Below are 19,868 nucleotides of genomic sequence, written 5' to 3' on the forward strand. Positions count from 1 at the left end.
CCATAAGTCGTCGGATGCGTCGGCCAGCTAGCATCGCAGCCAGCTCGCGAGAAGAGGAGCAAAAACCTCAAAAACTGATTTTGTATTGAAAGCAGTAGAAAACTTGAATAGTTTTGAGATGTGCACGAGGGTAGTCGGCCCTATCTCTTAGCTGGCTGTAATGCGGTGCGCATCCCCATCTGGGGCATTGATATAGCGATGTTCAGTCATGAAATTGATTCACGGTCATATTTTGACGATCATTTGGTACCTGTTTATATCGTGAAAAATCAACCCAAGAATGTGTAAGAAGTATTAAGAGAGCTTGCATGGTGAGGAATCTTCTTCCGGGGAAAACCTGACAATTCATAATCGGAGGGCAAGCGTGAAAAGTGTATTTAGAGCAATACTGTTTACCGCAATTATTTTTGAAGGAGTTCTTTTCCTTCTTATGAATGTGGTATCTGGTTTGCCGGGTTGGGTATTCCTGTTGCCGCTGGTGGTGATGGTTGCGGCTTTTCTCTTGCTGTTTGGGGGTATGTGGCAAGACTATCTCAGAAATGGCAGGTCATGGGCTGCTTCACTGTCCGAGACGGCGAAGAAATTTGGTGTACCTCGAAAAATACTAGCGCTACTCGTTTCGGAAGTTGGTTCACTGATAGCTGCTTTCGCATTCTTTAGGCCTCAGAAAAATGTCGACAGTGAAGTCAGAGCCTTCACTGTACATAGAAACCTTCGAACTGTTGTTTTTATGATACTGGCGCTAAGCGTTGTAGAAATCAGCATTGTGCATTTTGCCATTTCTAATGCACTTTGGCGATATTTATTGCTGGTAATTAGTGTTTATGCCGTAGTTCTTCTATCTGGATTTTACGTAACTGTTCGGGACCATCCGCATCTCATAACACCGCAAGGACTCGTACTGCGAAATGGGCGAAGGCTTATTTGCGAAATTCCGTGGTCACAGTTACGTCATGCGAGCTCCGTAACGGCAGGTGAAGGAGGGGACATAGCAATTGACGAGGACGGCAATCTCAGGGTGCCTGTTTTGAGTGAAGTGAACGTCAGATTAGAAGTGGATTCGCAAGTCGTGGCAGAAGATCTTTACAAGGGGCTAATGACCGTTTTCTCGATTGAGATTTACTGCGACGACAAAGACGCATTCCTCCGCAATCTCGCTGAGGAAAGGAATGCTCATTAAATGCTTGGCAGCTTCCAGGTCTGGTAATCAATCCCGGCCTATCGCCAAAACTTGGTCATCCCGCGCTTGTCCTCGATGTTGAACTCAATCATCTTGGCCAGCAGGTCCAGCGGCATCGACTCGGCCTTGCCATCTTTTGGCCAGGGGAAACGGACCATCATTTTTCCGTAGGAGAGGCCGCGGGCATCGAAGTCGTCGGAGAACTTTTCAATGCCGTCGCGTTCCGGGGCGATCGCCATGTGTTTCTTGGCGTAGGAGAAACCGATGATAAAAGTGCCATCGAGCGTGAACATCGGCTGATTCCAAGCAATGCGAACGCCCAGTTCCGGGTACTTTTCATGGACCCATTCCAGGACCTCGAGAGCGACAGCGCGCTGCGTGTCATCATCTACCCGCGAGAGGTGATCGGCGAAGAACTCGGCGATGGTTTCTTCGGTCATATGCTGAACAGCCATGCCTTGGATTTTACTGTGCCCTCAACTAATAGCCGAGCCATCAACTAACATGACTCCGAGTGGCTACAGATTTGAATACTCAGTTTGATCCCAAAAAGGCGTGGCCAGCGCTATGGACCGTTTTGCTCGGCTTCTTCATGATTCTGGTCGACGCCACCATTGTCACCGTTGGTATCAACACCATCCAGCATGAACTGGGCGGTGAGCTCAACCAGGTCATGTGGGTGACCAGTGGTTATCTGCTGGCCTATGCCGTGCCGTTGCTCATTACTGGCAGGCTCGGTGACCTCTGGGGAGTCAAGCACACCTATGTAGCGGGCCTGGTTATCTTCGTGTTGGCGTCGCTGGCGTGTGGGTTGGCGCCGTCGTTAAGCATGCTGATCATTGCCCGCGTGGTGCAGGGACTGGGGGCCGCGCTGCTGACGCCGCAGACGATGGCGCTGATTACGCAGATGTTTCCGCCGGCGCATCGTGGCGCGGCGATGGGCCTGTGGGGTGCGGCGGCCGGAATTGCCTCGCTGACGGGGCCGCTGGCCGGTGGCGTGTTGATTGAGCTGCTGAGTTGGCGCTGGATTTTCCTCATTAATGTGCCGATTGGGCTGATCGGGCTCGTCTTTGCGTTCCGCTATCTGCCGACATTTGAGACACACCGCAACAAGATTGATTATCTCGGTGTTGTACTCAGCGCGATTGGTATGTTCCTGCTGGTCTTCGGCATTCAGGAGGGGGAGAGTGCCGGCTGGTCCGGTTGGATCTGGGCACTGATTGCCGGTGGCGTGGTGGTTCTTGGACTATTCACCGCGTGGGAGGCCAAGACCACGGCCGAACCGTTGATGCCACTGTCCCTTTTTAAGGATCGCAACTTCACCATCTCCTCGCTGGCGATTGCTGTGACGGGGGCGCTGGTGGTCGCGGTTGGTTTCCCAATCATCCTCTTCGCCCAGAATGCTCGCGACCTATCGACCATCCAGGCCTCACTACTGCTCGTGCCGCAGGCGGTCATTTCCGGTGTCATGGCACCGTGGACTGGGCGAATGCTGGACCGGCTGGAGTTCCGCGAGTTCGCGCTGATTGGTTTTGGGTCCTCGCTGGTGGGCATGCTTGGGTTCCACTACCTCATCCACGAGGACCTCTCCGTGCTGTGGCTGCTGCTGCCGGGCGCCGCATTCGGTGTGGCAAACGCGTTTATTTGGGGCACGCTGTCGACGGCTGCCACCCGCAACATCGACCCGTCCCTCGCTGGTGCCGCCTCCGGTGTGTACAACACCATCCGCCAGATTGGCAGTGTGCTGGGCAGCGCGCTGATTGCTACCGTCATGGCCGCAGCTCTCAGCAGCAACCGTGGCGACTTCACCACCGCCATGAGTGACGCGATGTGGTTGCCGGTGGCACTGTCGGCCCTGGGTGTCGTGGCGGCGCTGGGGCTTAAGAATCCGAAGTAAAACGCTCCACCATGTAGTCCGCGATGCCGACGGGATCGGCTAGGAAATCCCTGGTTGCCCGTACCGCGAGGGTGTCTTCGAAGTGGGTGGTGTCGGCGTCGTCAAGCGAAATAATCGTTGCTTCTGGCGCGGCGAGCAGGATGGGGGAATGCGTCGCCATGATGATTTGTGCGCCGGCTTCCGCGAGCGCGCCGAGGCGGCCGAGGAGTTCCAGCTGGCGCAGTACCGACAGGCCGGCTTCGGGTTCGTCGAGGAAGATCAGTGATTCGGGGCTGAGGCGGCGTTCGGCTAGCGCCATGATGGATTGGCCATGGCTCATTTGGGTGAGGTCGGCCATTTCTCTGCCACCTGGTAGCTGCCCAAGCGACTCGTAATAGCGCGCGAGGTTCAGATGCGCGTCGCCGCGAAAGAAGAACGTGTCCGGGGGATTGCGCCTGGTCAGCGCCAGCGGGACCGGGGAGGTGCGCTCTTGCGTCTTGTACCGCGAGCCGCCGTCCGTATCGACACCCATCGCCGACGCCAACGCCTCCAGCACCGTCGACTTTCCCTTGCCGTTTTCGCCGGTCAGGATGGTAATCGGCGTGGTGAAGGTCATGGGGAAGGGCAGCGCGAGCTTTACGACGTACGCCGGGAGCTCGGCATCATCGTGAATACGGGCATGACGGAGATAGATCATGGTTGCGGCAGCTGGTCAATCTGTTTGAGCAGTTCATAGCCGTCGGCGCCCTCGATGAACGGGACCTCCTTGTTCTCCAGTTTTTCAATTGGCACCGCCGTGCCGTGAGAGAGCACGTGCTCGCTGGGAGTGAGGTTGCGGATTGCGATGGCCGCGACCTTGTCGGGATGCTCCGCCGCGGCCGTGCCGTAGATGAGCGGGTCGTACTGGCCATCATCGCCGACGAGAATCCAGTTGATTTCGGGGAAGTCAATAAACAGGTCGCGAAGTCGCACCTTCTTGTGTTCCTTGCCCGAGCGGAACAGGCCGGTGGGCGTTGGCCCCCAATCGGTGAGAAGCAGTGGGCCCTTCGGCAGGTTGTTGCGGTGCAGGAACTTTTTTAGGGTGCTGAAGGTGTTCCACGCTCCGGTGGAGAGATAGATGACGGGAACGTCCGTGTCCTCGTCGGTTTTGCTCGCGTAACGACGACGGAGTTGCGCATAAAACTCGCTGAAGCCAGCGACGGCCTTGCGCTCGTCTGTCTCCTTGACCCAGGAGTTGTAGGCGGCGATGAGGGCGCGCGGCAGCATGGTGACCAACACGGTGTCATCAATATCGGAGACGATGCCGTATTTGGTCTCCGGGGAGAGGATGAGGACCTCTGCAGGAGTGTCGTTGATGGTGATTTCGTGCCAGCCGGGTTCCAGGCCGTGATTCCGAATCAGCACCTCGATGTAGCCGTTGCTATCCGTGGTGGTTTCCACGGTGCGATTGCCGGCAGTGATGGTGACGGGAAAGTCCGCGAGTTCGACGGTAAAGAACTGCCAAAATCCGCGTTTTTTGTTTCGTTCTTCGTCTCGTTTATTGGCCGGATCCTTCAGGAGGACACGGCCGAATACGCGAACGCGCTCTGCATTTCCGTACCCGGTGAAACCGATGATTTCCGGTTCCCAACCAGCGTTTTTGGAACGCTTGGCGGCCAGCGCGTTGATCCTTCTTTCGGTCTTGCGGACGACATCTGCCACGGACATGCTTTCCAGGATACGGGTTGACAGGACGGGGGAGGGTGCGCGTAGGTTGGTCGCCCAAGAGAAAAGTCAACCCTTTAGGAGTGTTCTCTCTTTATGCGTTTTTCCGGTAAGTTCATCGCATCCGCCGCTGTGGCAGCAGGCATGATTGCTGCCCCGACCGCCGCCGCTAACGCTGCATCAGTCAGCGCCTGGGATCAGGTTGCGGCTTGTGAGTCCGGCGGAAATTGGCAGACCAATACCGGTAACGGCTACTACGGCGGACTGCAGTTCTCGCAGCAGACCTGGAGTGGCCACGGCGGTGACCAGTACGCACCGACGGCTGACCAGGCCACTAAGGAGCAGCAGATTGAGATTGGCGAGCGCGTGCTTGCCTCCCAGGGTGCTGGCGCATGGCCGAACTGCGGTGGTCCGCTGGGTTAATCCTCCCCATCATCAAAGACCAGATCTGGCACAGCCGCGAATGACAGCCACCACTTCATGTAGTGGTCATGGCGTGCTTTCGTCTTCTGAGTAGCGCGTTTGTCAAAAGTCTGTCGGCCGAACCCGGCTAATGGTCCGGCCGGGACGGTCGCCGCGGTAACGCCGTCGGCAGAGGACCACACCTCTGAGCCGTCCTCATAAGCGGTGATATCCCAGAGCTTGTGGGTTTTCAGGTTGTGGTGCTTCCTGCATAGGCAGTGCAGATTCTGCGTGTCGGTGGGGCCACCGGCTTCGGGGGCTTCCTGGTTGTACGGCGCGATATGGTCAATATCGCACTTATATGCTGGGACTTCGCAGCCGGGGAAGCGACACGTGCCGTCGCGACCGTGGACGCGGGCGACCTGCGCTGGAGTTGGACGGTAACCATTGGTGGCGCTGTCTGCTGAGAGGCGGACATGCGTCACCTTTTGCATCCACTCTTCCGTGACCAGCGCGCCAAGCCAGCCGGCGCCGTCCAGCCAGGCATCATCACTGTGGGGCTCGCGGAAAACATTGAGCACAACTTCCGCATTGGTGCGCTGGTGGATGAGTTCCACAAATGCATCCGCCTGCGTCATTTCCTCATTCGCGCGGAAGACCGTTTCAATTGCGCACATGGCAAAATAGGCGCGGTCCGGCCGCAGGGTGAGAATGATTTGGGAGTAGCTGTCGGGACGTTCCACCAGAGTCACCGATTCCGTATCGGTGATGGTGGGAATTGTGCCGTCGGCACGAGCGCGGTCATCCAAATCCGCAGCAATATCACCAATTTTGGTGGTGAGCGTGCGAGGACCAATCATTGCTTGACGACGCTTCCGTGGCGTAACCAATGCCAGAATCTTCTTCTCTGCATCGGGTATTTGATCAGGCTCGATGCCGACCACGCCATGTGCAATGATGCCGAGTTGTCGCATGGACAATGCACAGCTTTCCCGGGCATATTCCGCCAACTGTGGCATTTTCTCCAGCAACAGGCCAATGTCACAGATACGCAGTGCCTCACTGCGAGTGATTCCCAACCGAACGCTGATGCGAGCGGCATGGTTTTCAACGTCATCATCACCTGCAGGGCAGCAGGCTTCAATTAACTCAAGTTGGGCGCGGTTGGTAGCCCGCGCGAGTGCTGAGAGCTCATCTTCAGAATTCTCATGAGCCCAATATGGTTCGGGTACTTGTTCGGACTTCATTGGATCCCCCTGGTGCTCCAATGGTTGTCGGTTTTCTTTCGAACTTACTTGCTATCTTACAGACGCTTTTCTGGCTTGTAAAGAGAAATGAAAGAGAATTTTGAGGAGTTTTCGAAGGTGGTTAGTCGACCATAAAAGCACATTGTACCTGGGTGTTTGTGGGTTGTTCGCGGGGTGGCGTACCAAAATACAAATAAAACACCCGTTCGAAAACGAAAGCTTGGTAATCTCGCTTTCATAAAAGCGGAGCTGTAGAAAACAGCACAGAAACAGCGCAGACAGCGGGGAGTAAAACCATGATCATCCGGCACGCAACGCGGGACGATGCCGCGGCAATCGCGGAGATCTACAACGAAGCCGTAATCAACACCGTCGCCATCTGGAACGATGACACCGTCAGCGCGGAGAATCGCATCGCATGGCTGGAGGCGCACTGGGACAAGGGCTACCCGGTTTTCGTCGCCACGCTTGACGACGAAGTCGCTGGGTATGCCACCTTTAGCGATTTCCGTGACTTCGACGGGTTTCGGTACACGGTGGAAAACTCCATCTACGTGCATCCGAACTTTCAGGGTCGGGGGATTGGCGGCGCACTGTTAAGCGCGACCATCGATGCTGCTTGCGAGGCGGGAAAGCATGTCTTGGTTGCGGCGATTGAAGGCAGTAACGAGGGATCGATAGCGCTGCACAAAAAGTATGGCTTCCAGTGTGTTGGACTGCTGCCGCAGGTGGGGGCGAAGAACGGGCGCTGGTTGGACATGATGCTAATGCAGGTCATGCTGACAGACGGGCAGCCACCCGCTCGGCCGCGCGCTTAGCGAAGGGGCCAACGCCCATAATCGTGGCGGCACCGGGGCCAACCCAGTCGCCGTAGCCGACGAACTCGATGAGGTCAGAGTTGACGCTGCGGAAAGGGCCGAGCGCTGGGCGGAAACCGGTGCACCAGATGAGGTGGTCCGCGTGGACGTCGTCAAGCGAAGAAAACATGGGCGTCCAGGTGAGTGCGCCGGAGTCGCGGGCTTTGCGGACGGGCGGTAGGACAACGATGTCGCCGATGCTGTCGGTGGAGCCCTGGCGGTAGCGTTTGAACAGGACGCGGCCGTCGACGTCGTCGGGCATCCAGCGTGGTTCGTGGCGGGTGAACCAGGTGGTGTCGATGTTGGAAAGTACCAGTTCAGAGGCTATTTGTGCGCCGGAGTTCGCCGCGCCGACAACGGCAACGCGGGAGCCTTCGAATGGCTCGGGACCTGGGTAGTTGGTCGAATGCCACTGTTTCGCGGTGGTCGTGCCGGGGTAATACGGGACGAAGGGCCGGTTGCCGGTGGCGGCGATGAGCTGGCGGGATTCGAAGTCGCCGGCATCGCTGGTGAGGTGGAAGATGCCGTCATGGGAGACGTGCGTGACGGTGACCGGGCGCTGAACGCGCAGTTCGTAGCGCTTTTCGTAGGAGCTGAGGTATTCAATCACGTGGGAAGCGGGCGGGAAACCGTCATAATTGGGCATCTGGATGCCCGGAAGGTTGGAAAAGTCCGGGGTGGAAAAGAGCGTCAGTGAGGGCCAGACATTGCGCCAGGAGTCGCCGGGAGCGGGCTGATTGTCCAGAATGAGCGGATCAATGCCGCGTTTGTGCAAGTAATAGGCGGTAGCGAGGGCAGCTTGGCCGCCACCGACGATGATGACATCCTCAAGCATGTTTCCAGCTTAACGACGAGTGCCGCACCTCGAGCTGTACTACCGTGGAGCACCATGAGCTCGCTGTTTGACCTTTCGGACAAGCCCATCGACGAACTACCCGGTTACCAGCGCACATTCGCGCCGGGCCGACTCACGGTAGGGCTCAGCCTGCCCATCGAGCAGGATGCCGAAGCCGAGCCCAAGGACGCGCTGAGCAACCAGATTCGGCTGATTCAGAAAGTCGAACGCGCAGGCATCGCGGCGGTGTGGGCACGCGACATCCCGCTGCGCGTGGAAACATTCGGCGACGTCGGCCAGGTCTACGACCCCTGGATGTACCTCAGCTACATCGCCGCACACACCACCGACATCGCGCTCGGCACCGGTGCAGTCGTCGTGCCCTTCCAGCATCCGCTGGTGATGGCCAAGCGCGCTGCCACCCTGGACAGGCTTTCCGACGGCCGTTTCCTCTTCGGCGTCGCCACCGGTGACCGACCCGAGGAGTTTCCCGCCTTTAACCAGGACAAAGGCAAGCGGGGTGAGCGTTTCCGCGAGCATATCGAGGTCTATGAAAAGGCCCTCAGCACCAGCTACCGGCCTATCCGGTGGTCCGAGGGCAAGATGGGCGGATCCGATGTGGTGCCCAAGCCGCTGGCCCGCCGAGTTCCGCTGTTGGCCACCGGCTCCTGTCAGCAGAGCCTGGAGTGGAAGGCCGCGCATACCGACGGTTGGTTCATGTACCACAAGGGTTTGGAGATGCAGAAGAAAAACATCGCCAACTGGCAGGAGGCGGTGGCTCAGGAGTGCGGTGAGGACGTGTTCAAACCCTTCCTGGAATCACTGTGGATTGACCTGCACGAAGACCCCGACGCACCCGCGCAGGGCGGCCACTTCGGGTACCGCCTTGGCCGCAACAAGCTCATTGAACTGCTGCAATCCCAGCGCCAGCTCGGTATTAATCACGTCAGCATCAACTTCCGTACCTCTAAACGGGATGCGGAAGAACAGATTGATGAGTTGATTGAGTATGTGCTGCCGGCGCTCGATGAGCTCCCTACACAGACTCCGTAGCGCCCTGCCACTGATTAATCCCGCGGTCGACAGCCCACTTGTCGATCTCCGCGAGTTCTTCATCGCTAAACGGTGCAGCGTCCAGGGCGCCGAGGCTGTTCTTCAGCTGCTTCACCGAGGATGCACCGATCAGGGCTGAGGTCACTTCGTCACGGCGGAGCACCCACGAGATGGCCATCTGTGCCAGGGACTGGCCTCGTCGTGAAGCAATGGCGTTGAGCTCGCGGATGGCGGTGAGCGTGTCGTCGTTGAGGAACCCCGAGTTCATCTTGTGCGCCCCGAGACGCGAGGACTCCGGCACGCCATCCAAGTAGCGGTCGGTGAGAAGCCCCTGCGCAAGCGCGGAAAAGGCGATGACGCCCATGCCTTCGTCGGCGCAGGTTGCCAGCAGCTCGTCCTCGATCCAGCGGTTGAACATGGAGTAGCTCGGCTGGTGAATGGTCAGCGGTGTGCCCAGCTCACGGGCGATTTTCTGCGCGCGGCGAGTGAGCTCGGGGGAGTAGGAGCTCACGCCGACGTAGAGTGCGCGACCCGACCGGACGAGGAAATCGAGGGCGGCGACGGTTTCCTCGATAGGCGTATCCGGGTCGGGGCGGTGGTGGTAGAAAATGTCCACATAATCCAGGCCCATGCGCTTCAGCGAGGCATCGCAGCTGGCCACGAGGTACTTCCGCGAGCCGCCGAAGCCGTAGGGGCCATCCTGCATGTACCAACCGGCCTTGGAGGAAATAATCATTTCATCGCGGTAGGGAGCGAAATCCTTGGCCATGATGCGACCGAAATTCGCCTCCGCAGAGCCCTGCGGTGGGCCGTAATTGTTGGCGAGGTCGAAGTGCGTGACGCCGTGGTCGAACGCGGTGCGCAGGATTTCACGCTGCGTCTCGAGCGGTCGGTCATCACCAAAGTTATGCCAAAGTCCCAGTGTAATGGCTGGAAGCTTCAGCCCTGTACTGCCGGAGCGGTTGTACGGCATCGTCTCATAGCGGTTTTCATCGGCGCGGTACACGTCTGGGTAAGCCATGTCTACGAGGGTACGCGTGCTTAACGACGGGTAGTTGCGCACAAGGTGGCCGACAACGAGGCGCGTGGCCGAATGGCTACCCCTGGAAGTAATAAAAGTGAGCTTGCTGGGGAACAACTGAGGCAATTCGTCCGACTAATAAGGCATGACTTCAATAGCCACAGGCGATGCCGCTGGAACGCCAGCCGCAAACCCCGTCGCACAGACTCAGAAAAATGGTGGGCCACGAGCATTACTGCACCGAATCCATGTCGTTGCAGGCATCCTCGTTGCGCCACTACTTGTTATTGCAGCTATCACAGGCGTGGCGTATGCCCTCGCCCCGAGCATAGAAAAGGTGGTTTACCACGAAGAACTAACTGCAACATCGAGCCTTCCCGCACAACCACTGGAAAAGCAGGTTGAGGTCGCGCAGCGCGTGCACCCTGACCTGCCGGTGACCGCGGTGCAGGTCCCGGAAAAGCCGGGGCAGACAACGCGAGTGATGTTCAATGACGAGCAGCTGAAGTCGGAGTCCTACCGGCATGCGGTGTTCGTTGACCCAGGCGACCTGAGCATCAAGGGTGACCTGGTGCAATATGGTTCCTCGGCGGCGCTGCCACTGCGGGCGTGGATCTCGGAAGGGCACCGCAGACTCTGGATTGATAGCAACTTTGGTCGCCTCTACTCCGAGACGGCAGCATCCTGGATGGGCGCACTGGCCATTGGTGGCCTCTGGCTCTGGTGGGATCGTTCGCGTCGCAAGCGGACACAGGGAACGAGTAAGAGGGCGCATCATATGCGTCGTCACGCGAATGTTGGCGTGGCGGTTAGCGTTGGACTTCTGTTCCTGACCGTCACCGGCCTGACGTGGTCGTGGGTGGCTGGAACGGGCATCGCAAAGCTGCGCGAGACGATGGACTGGTACGCACCGAAACCAGCCATGACTGCGACTGCACCAGCGAATTATGACTGGTCAGAGGCAGATAGTGTTATGAACCTCGCACGTGTCGAGGGCCTGTCCGGGAAAGTCGAACTGACACCACCGGAGGCTGGCACGGTGTGGATGGCCAAGGAAGCCCGCGAGGAATGGCGGATGGGCATTGAGACCGTCACCGTTGACGGCTCGACCGGAGCGATGGTCGATCGGATTCATTTTTCGGACTGGCCGCTGCCGGCGAAACTGACCGAATGGCTGATTAACGCGCACATGGGCATCCTGTTCGGGTGGGTGAATCAGCTGGTCCTGGCACTGATCGGTGTCGCTTTGTTGGCGATGATTGTGCGCGGATACGCCATGTGGTTTGGGCGCGGTCGAGGTGGCCGACCTGGCAGGCTCCCGGCGCCGACGCGTTGGCGGGACATTCGCCCGGGAGTTGCAGCGGCTGTTGTGGCATTGCTGATTGCCTACTCGGTGGTTGCACCACTGTTTGGTGTGACTCTCGTTGGCTTCGTGATCGTTGATTGGGTCTGGCGGAAGCTGCGGAGAGGTTAGTGTAGGTTCTGTCGCCTTCGGGTTCCCTGTACCTAACGGCGTGGTAAGACCCATGAAAAACACTCAGGAGGGTAAACGCATGACAAGGTATTGGGATCACAGCGGCAGTATTCACAAAGACGACGGCCAGGAAGACTGGTGCGTTTACAATCCGTCTTTGCGTGATTGGGAGCGCACCCCGCGTGCTAAGGAAGCCTACGACAAGGCAGGACAAGACTCGTTCGACCCCATCACCGAGCAACAGGCACTCGCTGAGATCGCAGAGCAGCAGGAACGCTACAACAAAAAGATTGAGAACAAAGTCAAGGAACTGCGCGCGAGAATGAAATCGGTCGGTGCGCAGGCCAGGCAGACCACCGAACAGCCGTATCCAACCTTTACTGAGCAGTCCGCCGCATACCGTGAGGGCGCGCAGGCCTATAACGAGGGCAAATCTTGGCGCGATAACCCGCATGCCCCCGAGTCAGGTCTAGCCGCCCCGTGGCGCATGGGTTTCAATACCCGCAAGCAGCAGGTAGCGGAGATTAGGGCACAGCGAGCCGCCGCTGCGCAACAGGAGAACTAGACCCTGGCCGCAAAAACGCTCAACCAAAGCTCTAAATTCCCCGCAAATTCCCGGTTCCAGCCCGCTCAATCTGTTACACTTAGCAAAACGAAACTCAGGAGCTTGGTGTGCAGTACTTTTTCACGGTCCATGGCCGCAGAGATATCAACGCGTATGACTCTGATGAGGAAATGCACGCTGCCTTTGAACGGATTGGACGCTTCAATCAGAAGCTCCAGGACGAAGGTCACTGGGTTATGTCCGGCGGGCTGGTTCCGCCGGAGGATGCCATGACGGTGCTGCCGGATGGTTCACATAGCGATCTGCCGTACTACAACGCGATGACGTTCCCGTCAGCTTTTTGGATCGTCCAAGTCGCAGACGAGCAAGAGGCCATTAACCTAGCCCACGAAGCCGCGGAGGCGTGTGCGCAGGCCGTCGAGATGCGCGCCGTCGCCGATTAACTCACCGTAGGCCGTGCACCCGGCGCATGATGGTCAACATCGCTTGCGTCGGGATTCGCCGCATGAAGGGCACTGCAACGCTTGCCGACGACCCCCGCGCCACTAGAGCCAAAGGTCGCTCGGCAGCCACTTCGCGCATAACCACCTCAGCAATCTCAGAAGCGGGAATGCCATCTTCCTCATTGGCATTCAACTTCGTCAGCATGCAGTGGACATCAGCAGCGTAAACGGAGCCCTCATCGCCATACGTCGTCCGACGTGTAGAAATCCCCGTGTTGATGGCACCCGGCTCGACAACCGTCACCCCAATACCGAACTGCGCGACTTCACCGCGCAACGAAAGCCCGAAGCCGCGGATAGCGGCCTTCGTCGCCACGTAAGAAGAACGGTAGGACAGCGGCAACCCGCCGAGCATCGAGCCAACCAGCACAATTCGGCCACGACCGGCCTCGCGCATGCCGGGCAGCAGCTGCTGTAACAGCTCCACCTGCCCCAGAACATTGACTTGGAAGAGACGCTCAAGCGCCTCGCGGGGTAGCTCCTCGAAAGCGCCCGACTGGCTCTCACCGGCGTTGGCGACGACGACGTCGTAAGGCCCGTGGGCGACCACAGCAGCGATGTCGTCGGCGCTGGACATGTCGAGCGCCACCATCTGCACGCCCTCGGGGTGCGGCGCCTCCGCGCCCCTGCGGGACGTACCAACGACCTCGAAACCGGCCTCGACCAGTGCCTCCGCGCATGCCCAGCCGATGCCGGAGGAAGCGCCGGTCACTAACGCACGGCCGCCACCTACACTCGGCAGTTTCGGTCCGCGGGTGAGATTCGCAAAAGCACCGGTCAGGCCACCAATCATCGAGCCTGCACCGCCTCAATGGTCATGCCGCCCGCGCGGAGACGGCGGGACAGGGCGTCGCCAAGCGCGACAGTAGGAGTGAGCACGCCGGTAGCGTCCGGCAGATCGTCGTGGACGAGTGCGAGGGCGGCGCTGGAAATCATGATCGCGGTGCCTGCGTACCCGGGGTCTTCCTCGAGAGACACCTTGGAACGCCAGTGAATACCGGAAGTATCGACGGTGTAGGCCTCGATGGTGAAGCGTCCCTCGGCCTGTTCTTCAGCGCTCGGGCCCTCACCCGGCTTCGGCAGCTTCTTATCAATGAGCTTGGCCGTCGGCTCAAATGCCATCGCCGCCAGCGCCAACCTGCAGACAGCCGCGAAAATATTTGCGCGCACGAAAGCTCTCGGACCATGGCCGACATTGAGTAGCTCGCGGTAGCGGAAGGAATCACCGTAATCCGCCAGCATCGCCGAGCGCTGAACAATGCGGGTGTTGAACGGCGACATGAAGAAGGGTGCTCGCCAATGGCGGCGGAAGCGCGCCGGGCGCAGGTCGACGCCGGAACTTACCTTGGTCGGGACCCGGCTCAGCCAGGGCGTACTGATCGGCGATGATGCGACGCAGCTTGGGGTCCTTCTTGGCCTGTGCAAGCTGGACACGGACCGAATCGATGGTGCCACCGGAGACACCGCCCTTGACGTGCTTGAACAGCAGGGTTGTCTCACCGAGCTTGGTGTGGGCCGCCTCGTGGAGCTCGCGGACAGCGACGTCGGAAGGAATCGAGTCGAAGCCGCAGGAGTGGACAATCTTCGCTCCGGTCTGCTGCGCTACCTCGTGGTTATTCGCGATGGAGTCGTGGACGAACAGCACCTCGCCACACAGGTCGACGTAGTGAGTACCGGCCTTGGCGCACTCGGCCACCAGGGTGCGACCGTACTTCGCGTACGGTCCCACAACGGTCAGCACCACCTTTGTACTGGCCGCAAGCTCAGCCACCGCCGGCTGGTCGGCAGCATCCGCAACAATGACCGGCCAGTCCAATACGCCTGCGTTCTCCGCGACGTCGGCAAGCTTCTGGGCGTTCCTGCCTGCGAGCGCCACCTTCGTCTGACCGGCGTGTTTAGCCAGATAGTCCACAATCAAACGGCCCACGAAACCCGTGGCACCGTAGACGACGATGTCGTACTCGCGGTCGTGATTGCGACTCTGTGGCTGTGCGGAAGAAGTAGTCATGCCTACGAAACTAATAAAACGAAAGCGATACCGCGGGCGAATTAAAAAGGTTTTCTGAATCCGTGTATTCAGCGAGGGGTTTGGAGGGAGGGCTAACGTAGGACAAGTGACTAGCGCTAACGAAAACCCCGAACAGATCGAAGGACTGCGGCCAGAAGATCCCGGATTCCGCCGCGCGCTTATTGCTGTGCTTTTCGCTGGCCTGGCATCGTTCCAAGCGCTCTACGCAACGCAGGCGCTACTGCCCACGCTTTCCGACGAGCTATCGGTCGACCCCGCCACCGCCGCGCTGACGGTATCCGCCACCACCGGTGGCTTGGCCTGTGCGATTATCCCGGTGTCCATTTTGTCGGAACGCTTTGGGCGCAGGCGCGTCATCGTCATCAGCGCATTTGTGGCAACGCTACTGGGGCTCGTGGTGTCAATCGCGCCGGGCATCGGTTCGATGATTGCGCTGCGCCTATTGCAGGGCATTGTTATTGCCGGTGTGCCCGCAGTGGCTATGGCGTATGTCAGTGAGGAAGTCCACGCCGACCACGTCAGTCGCGTGATGGGGCTGTATATCTCGGGCACGACGGTCGGTGGCCTGCTCGGCCGTATCATTCCGTCCATTGTGCTGGAGTTCGCCTCCTGGCGGGTGGCGATTGCGGTCTCGGCGACGGTGGCGTTCATCTTCGCCATTCTGACCTGGTACTTCCTGCCGCAACAGCGCAGGTTTAAGCCGAAGAAACTGTCGTTTGCAGGGGAGGGGCAGGCCATTGCGCGACACTTGCGCGACCCGCGCATCCTGGCGCTGTGCGCCCTGGCGTTCCTGTTTATGGGAGCGTTTGTCTCCCTGTACAACTACCTGGGCTTCCGGCTGGGCGATAAGTTCGGGCTCTCCCCGGCACTGGCAGGGTTCGTATTTATTCTCTACCTGTCGGGCACGTGGTCGTCGGCACGCGCGGGTGTGTGGGCGAAGACGGTGAGCCGCCGTCGCCTCATCGCCATTGCGACTCTGGCGGCGTGCATGGGCCTGGGGCTGGCGCTGCTGCCGTGGCTGCCCGCGCTGATCGTGGGCGTGCTCGTGTTCACGGCATCGTTCTTCGTGGCCCACTCGCTGTCCTCGTCCGGTGTGGGGCTGGTGGCGCAGCGCGACCGCGCCGAGGCATCATCGATGTATCTGTTCAGCTACTACGCGGGCTCGTCCATTGTCGGTTGGGTATCCGGCATGGTGTTCAGCCGCTTTGAGTGGGCAGGGCTGATTCCGTGGCTGGTGGCGCTGTCCTTCATCGCGGGCGCGTGTGCCGTAGCGGGGTTGAAGCCGAGGCGCTAAGGGTAACGCGGTAGGGGGAAAATCGCCAGCAAGGTACATTTAGACACCAAGAAACGAACCCTTAATGTAAAAAACGGTGATTTTTTACATTAAGGGTTCGTTTTTAGGGCACTATATGTAGAAAGCATCATGTAAAAAGCATTGGAAACAGAAGGGGGAGACTCGCCGTGAAGCACTATCCGCTTAAGAGGATCTTCCACATGTCTGCACACGATGCGGAACAGGCAGTGGAGAGCGAGTACCAGTCACGCAAAGACTCCCCGTCGACGATTCAGTGGCACTTTCCGCTGGGGCAGTGGCCACTCTTTTGCTGCATTACAAGCGATCTCGCAGCCAGGGTTGAAAAGATTCTGTCTCTAGAGCTGCAGATTTCACAGTTGTGGAATCGTCTGCCGGGTGCCGCGCGGACTCACTATCTCTTCAATCTGCTCCTGGCCGAGGTGGTAGCCACCAATGAGATTGAGGGGATTCACTCCACACGGCGAGAAGTCGCCGAGGCGTTGGACAACACTTCGGGAACCCAGCACAAGCGCTTTCATGAGTTCAGTCAGCTCTATTTCCGGCTGGCAAACGATGAGCGGATTGAGTTTCCGACAACGCTCACAGGGATCCGGCAGCAGTACGATCAACTTCTCGGCGATGAAATTGCCAGCGAGGATGAGTTAGACGGTGAACTCTTTAGAGCATCAACGGTCACGATTACCGATGGGCAACGACAGATTCATCGCGGTGTTGAAAGTGAAGCTGCCATTCACCAACTTCTCAATGAGTTCCTGGAAACGGTGAATTCCTCAGAGGACAATCGGCTTATTCGAATCCTGGCAAGCCATTTCATGTTCGAGTTCGTTCACCCGTTTTATGACGGCAATGGTCGGATGGGGCGTTTTCTGCTGTCAGTGGCTTTGCGGGAGACACTCTCACCTGCCACAGCGCTGACTATTTCTCGCCAACTCGCTGAGGATAAAGCGAAGTATTACAAGGCTTTTACCACTACGGAAGACCCAATGAACCGGGGCGAAGTCACGTTCTTCGTCGAGGTGATGGCTGATGTCATTCTGAATGCTCAGCAGTATTTGCTGGAAGAGCTGCAGATGAAGTCCCACCAGTGCGAGAAGCTTGAACAGCGGGTAGCTGAGCTAACCAACTCGCCCGAGCAGGCACTGTCCGTGTCACTGACAGACAACGAAATCGGGACGCTGTTTGTCCTGGCACAGGTTCGGTTGTTCGGACCTGATTATGGAATCAAGCTCGAACACGTCGCCGACACCATCGGCAAGGAGAAGCGGACAGCGCGAAAGTATCTCGCCGAGTTAGAGGCTCAAGGACTGGCAACGCCGACGAGCCGTCGCCCGCTGCGATTCCAGCTGGCGCCGGCTGGCGTAGACCTTCTAGGCCTTGAACCCACCGAACACTAATCTGCTTCCGGAACCTACTTCTGGCCCACAATCAGCTCAGTGCCTTCGGCTGAAAGCGATGCCTGGCCAGCGGGCTTACGCGACGGGCCAGAAACAACCTCACCAGTAGCAATGTCAAAGTGAGAGTTGTGGTTCGGGCAAATCATCACACCATTGCTGACCTCGGTGATACGGCCATTCTGGTGCGGGCACGAGCTGGAGAAAGCGGCGAACTTGCCTTCCTCCGGCTGCGTGACGACGTAATTGCCGATCACCACACCGCCGCCAACCGGAATGTCGGCAGCGTCAACCTTCTCCACCGCAGACTTTGGTGCACAAGCGGCTACGAGTGCGCCAGCGGCAGTGGCGGCAGTTCCCAGGAGGAAACGACGACGGGAGCACGGGGAGACATCAGAACTCATGGCATTGAGATTACCTCTATTTCGCGACCTTTATTTCTGATAGGAGCGCTCACCGAAGATGGCGCGTCCCACACGCACGGTGGTCGCCCCCTCGGCGATGGCTTCGCGGTAGTCGCCGGACATACCCATTGACAGTTCGTTGAGGCTGACACCCTCCGGCAAATCCCCGAGCAGACTGTCCCGCAGCTCCCGCAGCTCCGCGAAGGTCTCGCGCACATTCGGATCATTCTGGGCCGCGATGGTCATAAACCCGCGCAGACGCAGGTTCGGGTATTCGCCATCGGGGCCAAACATGCGGACAAACTCCGCCGCGTGGCTCGGCGCCAGACCCGACTTCTGCGGCTCGCGGGAGGCATTGACCTGAATCAGCACATCGAGCGTGCGCTCGGAATCGGCCAAGCGACGCTGCAGTGCTCCGGCCACCTTCGGGCGGTCCAGAGCCTGAAACTCATCAGCACAACTGACCAAGTGGCCGGCCTTATTCGTCTGCAGTGGACCAATGATGGCCATATGTGGTGCCTTGTCGCCGAAGGCCTCCCGGAATGCCTCCGCCTTGGCCACCGCTTCCTGGACGCGGTTTTCCGCCAGGCCAGCGCAGCCGGCTGCTGCGAGCTCCGGCCAGGATTCCACCAGGGCGTCGACAGGCACAGTCTTGCTGACGGGCAGCAGGCGGACCTCGGAGGGCTGGCGCCCAGCTCGTCGGCAAGCGTCGTCGATCTCGGAGCGAACCTTGCGATAGTTTTCCACGAACATACCTCCCACTCTAAGGCCTGAGTAGGAAGAACTGTGCGGTAGTGTCGAATCATGCTCATGGACAGACTCTCGACGCTTTCCGTCATGCAGAGACGGATCTTGGCAATTGTATTTGGGCTGGTGTCGCTGGTCGTTGTCATCGACCTCATCTATCTTGCGGCAACTGCCTACATGATGGATCTCGAGGTCTTCCAAGACGCCGGCTGGGCACTACGACGAGACCAGGATCTCTACTCACCAGAGTTTCCCACTAGATCAGGTTTCCGCTTCATCTACCCACCGTTTGCGGCGCTGCTGTTTTACCCGCTGACCTGGGCGGGGCCGGTGACCCTGCAGATCATCTGGACATTCGCCACGGTGGCGGCGGTGTGGGCGATGCTGTGGATGGTCTTCACTCGTCTCGGCTCTGAGCGTCCGAAGCTGATGGCTACCTGCGTGCTCGGTGTTGTGATGCTACTCGACCCGTTGCGCGCCAACGTGCTCTTTGGGCAGATCAACGTCTTCCTCGCGCTGCTGGTGGTCTCCGATGTGCTGGGCTTTTTGCCCAAGAAACTGCGTGGACTGGGCGTGGGTATCGCGGCGGGTATTAAGATCACCCCCGCGGCATATGCGCTGGTGTTCCTCATGCGCCGTGACTTTGCGGCCGTGGCCAAGAGCTTCTGCTGGTTCCTGGCGACCGTCGCTATTGGTTTCGCCGTGCGCTTTAAGGAGTCCATCTACTTCTGGACCGATGAGTTCTTCGCCGGCAACCGCGGTGGCGCCCCGACCTATGAGGCCAACCAGGCGTTCAGTGGTCTGCTCGCCCGCGCCGGGGTGGAGGGTACCGCGCTCGATGTTGGCATCTACGGTTTCTTCCTCATCGGTGCCATCGCCGCCGCCTTCGTGGCGTGGATCTACCACCGCAATGGTTATGATGTCGCAGCCCTTGGTTTCGCTGCGCTGGCGGTCAGCTTCGCCGGGCCATATGCGGTCAGTCACCACTGGTCGATCGTCATGGTTTTCGTGCCGCTGGTGCTCTTCGTCCGCGAGATCGGGCACATTATTGTCGGCACCCTGTTCATGATTGCCAACTGGTGGGCACCGTACAAGGTGTTCGTGGGCAATGACTTCGGCCACGCTGCCAATGTGGGGCAGTGGTTCTACGGCAACATGCAGGGAATCATGGGCGGCGTGCTCTTCTTCACCTGCCTGGGCTACGCAATCTACCTCTGGCGCAAGCCCAGTCGCGTGCGGGCACAGGCAGCTGCTTAACGACGGGC

22 protein-coding genes are annotated in these 19,868 nt (G+C 58.9%); 11 read left to right on the top strand and 11 right to left on the bottom strand.

Translation table 11 applies throughout. From position 1 onward, the window contains the following. The first annotated feature begins 364 nt into the window (after positions 1-364). Positions 365-1,180 carry a hypothetical protein gene (locus CRD20_RS05300; RefSeq protein ID WP_048731909.1) on the top strand — a complete coding sequence of 272 codons (816 nt, stop codon included), beginning with the start codon at positions 365-367 and terminating at the stop codon, positions 1,178-1,180. Positions 1,181-1,218: 38 nt separating this feature from the next. On the opposite strand, the gene CRD20_RS05305 is transcribed toward CRD20_RS05300, so the two are convergent. Then, entirely contained in the window at positions 1,219-1,635 is a 417-nt protein-coding gene (locus CRD20_RS05305) for an iron chaperone (protein ID WP_187404988.1), read from the bottom strand. Positions 1,636-1,694: 59 nt separating this feature from the next. On the opposite strand from CRD20_RS05305, the gene CRD20_RS05310 reads away from it, so the two are divergent. Then, complete coding sequence (locus CRD20_RS05310) at positions 1,695-3,077, top strand: DHA2 family efflux MFS transporter permease subunit (protein ID WP_187404989.1); 1,383 nt, start codon at positions 1,695-1,697, stop codon at positions 3,075-3,077. Here the strand turns inward: CRD20_RS05310 and CRD20_RS05315 are convergent. Then, a complete protein-coding gene (locus tag CRD20_RS05315) occupies positions 3,061-3,753 on the bottom strand; it encodes an AAA family ATPase (RefSeq protein WP_187404990.1) in 693 nt (230 codons plus the stop codon). The two genes, CRD20_RS05310 and CRD20_RS05315, sit on opposite strands and share 17 nt — an antisense overlap. Then, on the bottom strand, positions 3,750-4,763 hold the full coding sequence (locus CRD20_RS05320; protein ID WP_187404991.1) for an App1 family protein: 1,014 nt from the start codon (positions 4,761-4,763) through the stop codon (positions 3,750-3,752). Before CRD20_RS05320 ends, CRD20_RS05315 begins: the two co-directional genes overlap by 4 nt. Before the next feature lie 93 nt (positions 4,764-4,856). On the opposite strand from CRD20_RS05320, the gene CRD20_RS05325 reads away from it, so the two are divergent. Next, positions 4,857-5,183: a transglycosylase family protein gene (locus CRD20_RS05325; protein WP_005511827.1), complete on the top strand. Its 327-nt coding sequence runs from the start codon at positions 4,857-4,859 to the stop codon at positions 5,181-5,183. On the opposite strand, the gene CRD20_RS05330 is transcribed toward CRD20_RS05325, so the two are convergent. After that, positions 5,180-6,409 (bottom strand): HNH endonuclease signature motif containing protein, encoded by a 1,230-nt coding sequence (locus tag CRD20_RS05330; protein ID WP_187404992.1) that lies wholly within the window; start codon positions 6,407-6,409, stop codon positions 5,180-5,182. The two genes, CRD20_RS05325 and CRD20_RS05330, sit on opposite strands and share 4 nt — an antisense overlap. 296 nt (positions 6,410-6,705) lie before the next feature. Here CRD20_RS05330 and CRD20_RS05335 point away from each other — a divergent pair, with 296 nt between their 5' ends. Then, positions 6,706-7,227, top strand: coding sequence for a GNAT family N-acetyltransferase (locus CRD20_RS05335; RefSeq protein ID WP_187404993.1), 522 nt, complete (start codon positions 6,706-6,708; stop codon positions 7,225-7,227). Here CRD20_RS05335 and CRD20_RS05340 read toward each other — a convergent pair. Then, entirely contained in the window at positions 7,184-8,101 is a 918-nt protein-coding gene (locus CRD20_RS05340; protein WP_187404994.1) for an FAD-dependent oxidoreductase, read from the bottom strand. The genes CRD20_RS05335 and CRD20_RS05340 overlap by 44 nt on opposite strands. Positions 8,102-8,155: 54 nt before the next feature. Here CRD20_RS05340 and CRD20_RS05345 point away from each other — a divergent pair, with 54 nt between their 5' ends. Then, complete coding sequence (locus CRD20_RS05345) at positions 8,156-9,154, top strand: LLM class oxidoreductase (RefSeq protein WP_070602192.1); 999 nt, start codon at positions 8,156-8,158, stop codon at positions 9,152-9,154. Here the strand turns inward: CRD20_RS05345 and CRD20_RS05350 are convergent. After that, positions 9,138-10,175: an aldo/keto reductase gene (locus tag CRD20_RS05350; protein ID WP_070642774.1), complete on the bottom strand. Its 1,038-nt coding sequence runs from the start codon at positions 10,173-10,175 to the stop codon at positions 9,138-9,140. The two genes, CRD20_RS05345 and CRD20_RS05350, sit on opposite strands and share 17 nt — an antisense overlap. A gap of 145 nt (positions 10,176-10,320) precedes the next feature. Here CRD20_RS05350 and CRD20_RS05355 point away from each other — a divergent pair, with 145 nt between their 5' ends. From CRD20_RS05355 to CRD20_RS05365, 3 genes are all read left to right on the top strand, one after another. Then, complete coding sequence (locus CRD20_RS05355; protein ID WP_187404995.1) at positions 10,321-11,649, top strand: PepSY domain-containing protein; 1,329 nt, start codon at positions 10,321-10,323, stop codon at positions 11,647-11,649. Positions 11,650-11,728: 79 nt separating this feature from the next. Further along, positions 11,729-12,214, top strand: coding sequence for a hypothetical protein (locus CRD20_RS05360; protein ID WP_187404996.1), 486 nt, complete (start codon positions 11,729-11,731; stop codon positions 12,212-12,214). Positions 12,215-12,321: 107 nt separating this feature from the next. Then, entirely contained in the window at positions 12,322-12,657 is a 336-nt protein-coding gene (locus tag CRD20_RS05365; protein ID WP_049189837.1) for a YciI family protein, read from the top strand. A 1-nt stretch (position 12,658) separates the two neighbouring features. Here the strand turns inward: CRD20_RS05365 and CRD20_RS05370 are convergent, their stop codons facing one another. Genes CRD20_RS05370 through CRD20_RS11165 form a run of 3 tightly spaced genes read right to left on the bottom strand, consistent with a single transcriptional unit; the run spans position 12,659 to position 14,725 of the window. Next, positions 12,659-13,510 carry an SDR family NAD(P)-dependent oxidoreductase gene (locus CRD20_RS05370; RefSeq protein WP_187404997.1) on the bottom strand — a complete coding sequence of 284 codons (852 nt, stop codon included), beginning with the start codon at positions 13,508-13,510 and terminating at the stop codon, positions 12,659-12,661. Then, a complete protein-coding gene (locus tag CRD20_RS11160) occupies positions 13,507-13,998 on the bottom strand; it encodes a hypothetical protein (protein WP_255468732.1) in 492 nt (163 codons plus the stop codon). The genes CRD20_RS05370 and CRD20_RS11160 overlap by 4 nt, the downstream gene beginning before the upstream one ends. After that, the gene (locus CRD20_RS11165; RefSeq protein ID WP_255468733.1) at positions 13,940-14,725 is read right to left on the bottom strand and encodes a trans-acting enoyl reductase family protein; all 786 of its coding nucleotides are present in this window, start codon (positions 14,723-14,725) and stop codon (positions 13,940-13,942) included. Before CRD20_RS11165 ends, CRD20_RS11160 begins: the two co-directional genes overlap by 59 nt. A gap of 106 nt (positions 14,726-14,831) precedes the next feature. Between CRD20_RS11165 and CRD20_RS05380 the strand changes: the two genes are divergently transcribed. Both CRD20_RS05380 and CRD20_RS05385 read left to right on the top strand, forming a co-directional pair. Next, the gene (locus CRD20_RS05380; RefSeq protein WP_049193393.1) at positions 14,832-16,040 is read left to right on the top strand and encodes an MFS transporter; all 1,209 of its coding nucleotides are present in this window, start codon (positions 14,832-14,834) and stop codon (positions 16,038-16,040) included. A 200-nt stretch (positions 16,041-16,240) separates the two neighbouring features. After that, the gene (locus CRD20_RS05385; RefSeq protein ID WP_070642790.1) at positions 16,241-17,455 is read left to right on the top strand and encodes a Fic family protein; all 1,215 of its coding nucleotides are present in this window, start codon (positions 16,241-16,243) and stop codon (positions 17,453-17,455) included. A 14-nt stretch (positions 17,456-17,469) separates the two neighbouring features. Here the strand turns inward: CRD20_RS05385 and CRD20_RS05390 are convergent, their stop codons facing one another. Continuing rightward, the gene (locus tag CRD20_RS05390) at positions 17,470-17,856 is read right to left on the bottom strand and encodes a Rieske (2Fe-2S) protein (protein WP_049172555.1); all 387 of its coding nucleotides are present in this window, start codon (positions 17,854-17,856) and stop codon (positions 17,470-17,472) included. Positions 17,857-17,886: 30 nt separating this feature from the next. Then, positions 17,887-18,609 (bottom strand): YggS family pyridoxal phosphate-dependent enzyme, encoded by a 723-nt coding sequence (locus tag CRD20_RS05395; RefSeq protein WP_070642767.1) that lies wholly within the window; start codon positions 18,607-18,609, stop codon positions 17,887-17,889. An 84-nt stretch (positions 18,610-18,693) separates the two neighbouring features. Here CRD20_RS05395 and CRD20_RS05400 point away from each other — a divergent pair, with 84 nt between their 5' ends. Beyond that, positions 18,694-19,860, top strand: a complete 1,167-nt coding sequence (locus CRD20_RS05400; protein ID WP_255468736.1) for a glycosyltransferase 87 family protein — start codon at positions 18,694-18,696, stop codon at positions 19,858-19,860. Positions 19,861-19,868: the final 8 nt, after the last annotated feature.

The sequence above is a fragment of the Corynebacterium sp. LK33 genome, assembly GCF_014334955.1.
Taxonomy (GTDB): domain Bacteria; phylum Actinomycetota; class Actinomycetes; order Mycobacteriales; family Mycobacteriaceae; genus Corynebacterium; species Corynebacterium jeikeium_D.

What these genes read in the sequence shown, in the direction of transcription:
- CRD20_RS05360 (WP_187404996.1), top strand. Translation starts at nt 11,729, where the DNA reads ATGACAAGGTATTGGGATCACAGCGGCAGTATTCACAAAGACGACGGC.
- CRD20_RS11165 (WP_255468733.1), bottom strand. Translation starts at nt 14,725, where the DNA reads ATGACTACTTCTTCCGCACAGCCACAGAGTCGCAATCACGACCGCGAG.
- CRD20_RS05305 (WP_187404988.1), bottom strand. Translation starts at nt 1,635, where the DNA reads ATGGCTGTTCAGCATATGACCGAAGAAACCATCGCCGAGTTCTTCGCC.
- CRD20_RS05330 (WP_187404992.1), bottom strand. Translation starts at nt 6,409, where the DNA reads ATGAAGTCCGAACAAGTACCCGAACCATATTGGGCTCATGAGAATTCT.
- CRD20_RS05385 (WP_070642790.1), top strand. Translation starts at nt 16,241, where the DNA reads ATGTCTGCACACGATGCGGAACAGGCAGTGGAGAGCGAGTACCAGTCA.
- CRD20_RS05400 (WP_255468736.1), top strand. Translation starts at nt 18,694, where the DNA reads ATGCAGAGACGGATCTTGGCAATTGTATTTGGGCTGGTGTCGCTGGTC.
- CRD20_RS05350 (WP_070642774.1), bottom strand. Translation starts at nt 10,175, where the DNA reads ATGGCTTACCCAGACGTGTACCGCGCCGATGAAAACCGCTATGAGACG.
- CRD20_RS05335 (WP_187404993.1), top strand. Translation starts at nt 6,706, where the DNA reads ATGATCATCCGGCACGCAACGCGGGACGATGCCGCGGCAATCGCGGAG.
- CRD20_RS05320 (WP_187404991.1), bottom strand. Translation starts at nt 4,763, where the DNA reads ATGTCCGTGGCAGATGTCGTCCGCAAGACCGAAAGAAGGATCAACGCG.
- CRD20_RS05390 (WP_049172555.1), bottom strand. Translation starts at nt 17,856, where the DNA reads ATGAGTTCTGATGTCTCCCCGTGCTCCCGTCGTCGTTTCCTCCTGGGA.
- CRD20_RS05355 (WP_187404995.1), top strand. Translation starts at nt 10,321, where the DNA reads ATGACTTCAATAGCCACAGGCGATGCCGCTGGAACGCCAGCCGCAAAC.
- CRD20_RS05340 (WP_187404994.1), bottom strand. Translation starts at nt 8,101, where the DNA reads ATGCTTGAGGATGTCATCATCGTCGGTGGCGGCCAAGCTGCCCTCGCT.
- CRD20_RS05395 (WP_070642767.1), bottom strand. Translation starts at nt 18,609, where the DNA reads ATGTTCGTGGAAAACTATCGCAAGGTTCGCTCCGAGATCGACGACGCT.
- CRD20_RS11160 (WP_255468732.1), bottom strand. Translation starts at nt 13,998, where the DNA reads ATGTCGCCGTTCAACACCCGCATTGTTCAGCGCTCGGCGATGCTGGCG.
- CRD20_RS05315 (WP_187404990.1), bottom strand. Translation starts at nt 3,753, where the DNA reads ATGATCTATCTCCGTCATGCCCGTATTCACGATGATGCCGAGCTCCCG.
- CRD20_RS05325 (WP_005511827.1), top strand. Translation starts at nt 4,857, where the DNA reads ATGCGTTTTTCCGGTAAGTTCATCGCATCCGCCGCTGTGGCAGCAGGC.
- CRD20_RS05345 (WP_070602192.1), top strand. Translation starts at nt 8,156, where the DNA reads ATGAGCTCGCTGTTTGACCTTTCGGACAAGCCCATCGACGAACTACCC.
- CRD20_RS05370 (WP_187404997.1), bottom strand. Translation starts at nt 13,510, where the DNA reads ATGATTGGTGGCCTGACCGGTGCTTTTGCGAATCTCACCCGCGGACCG.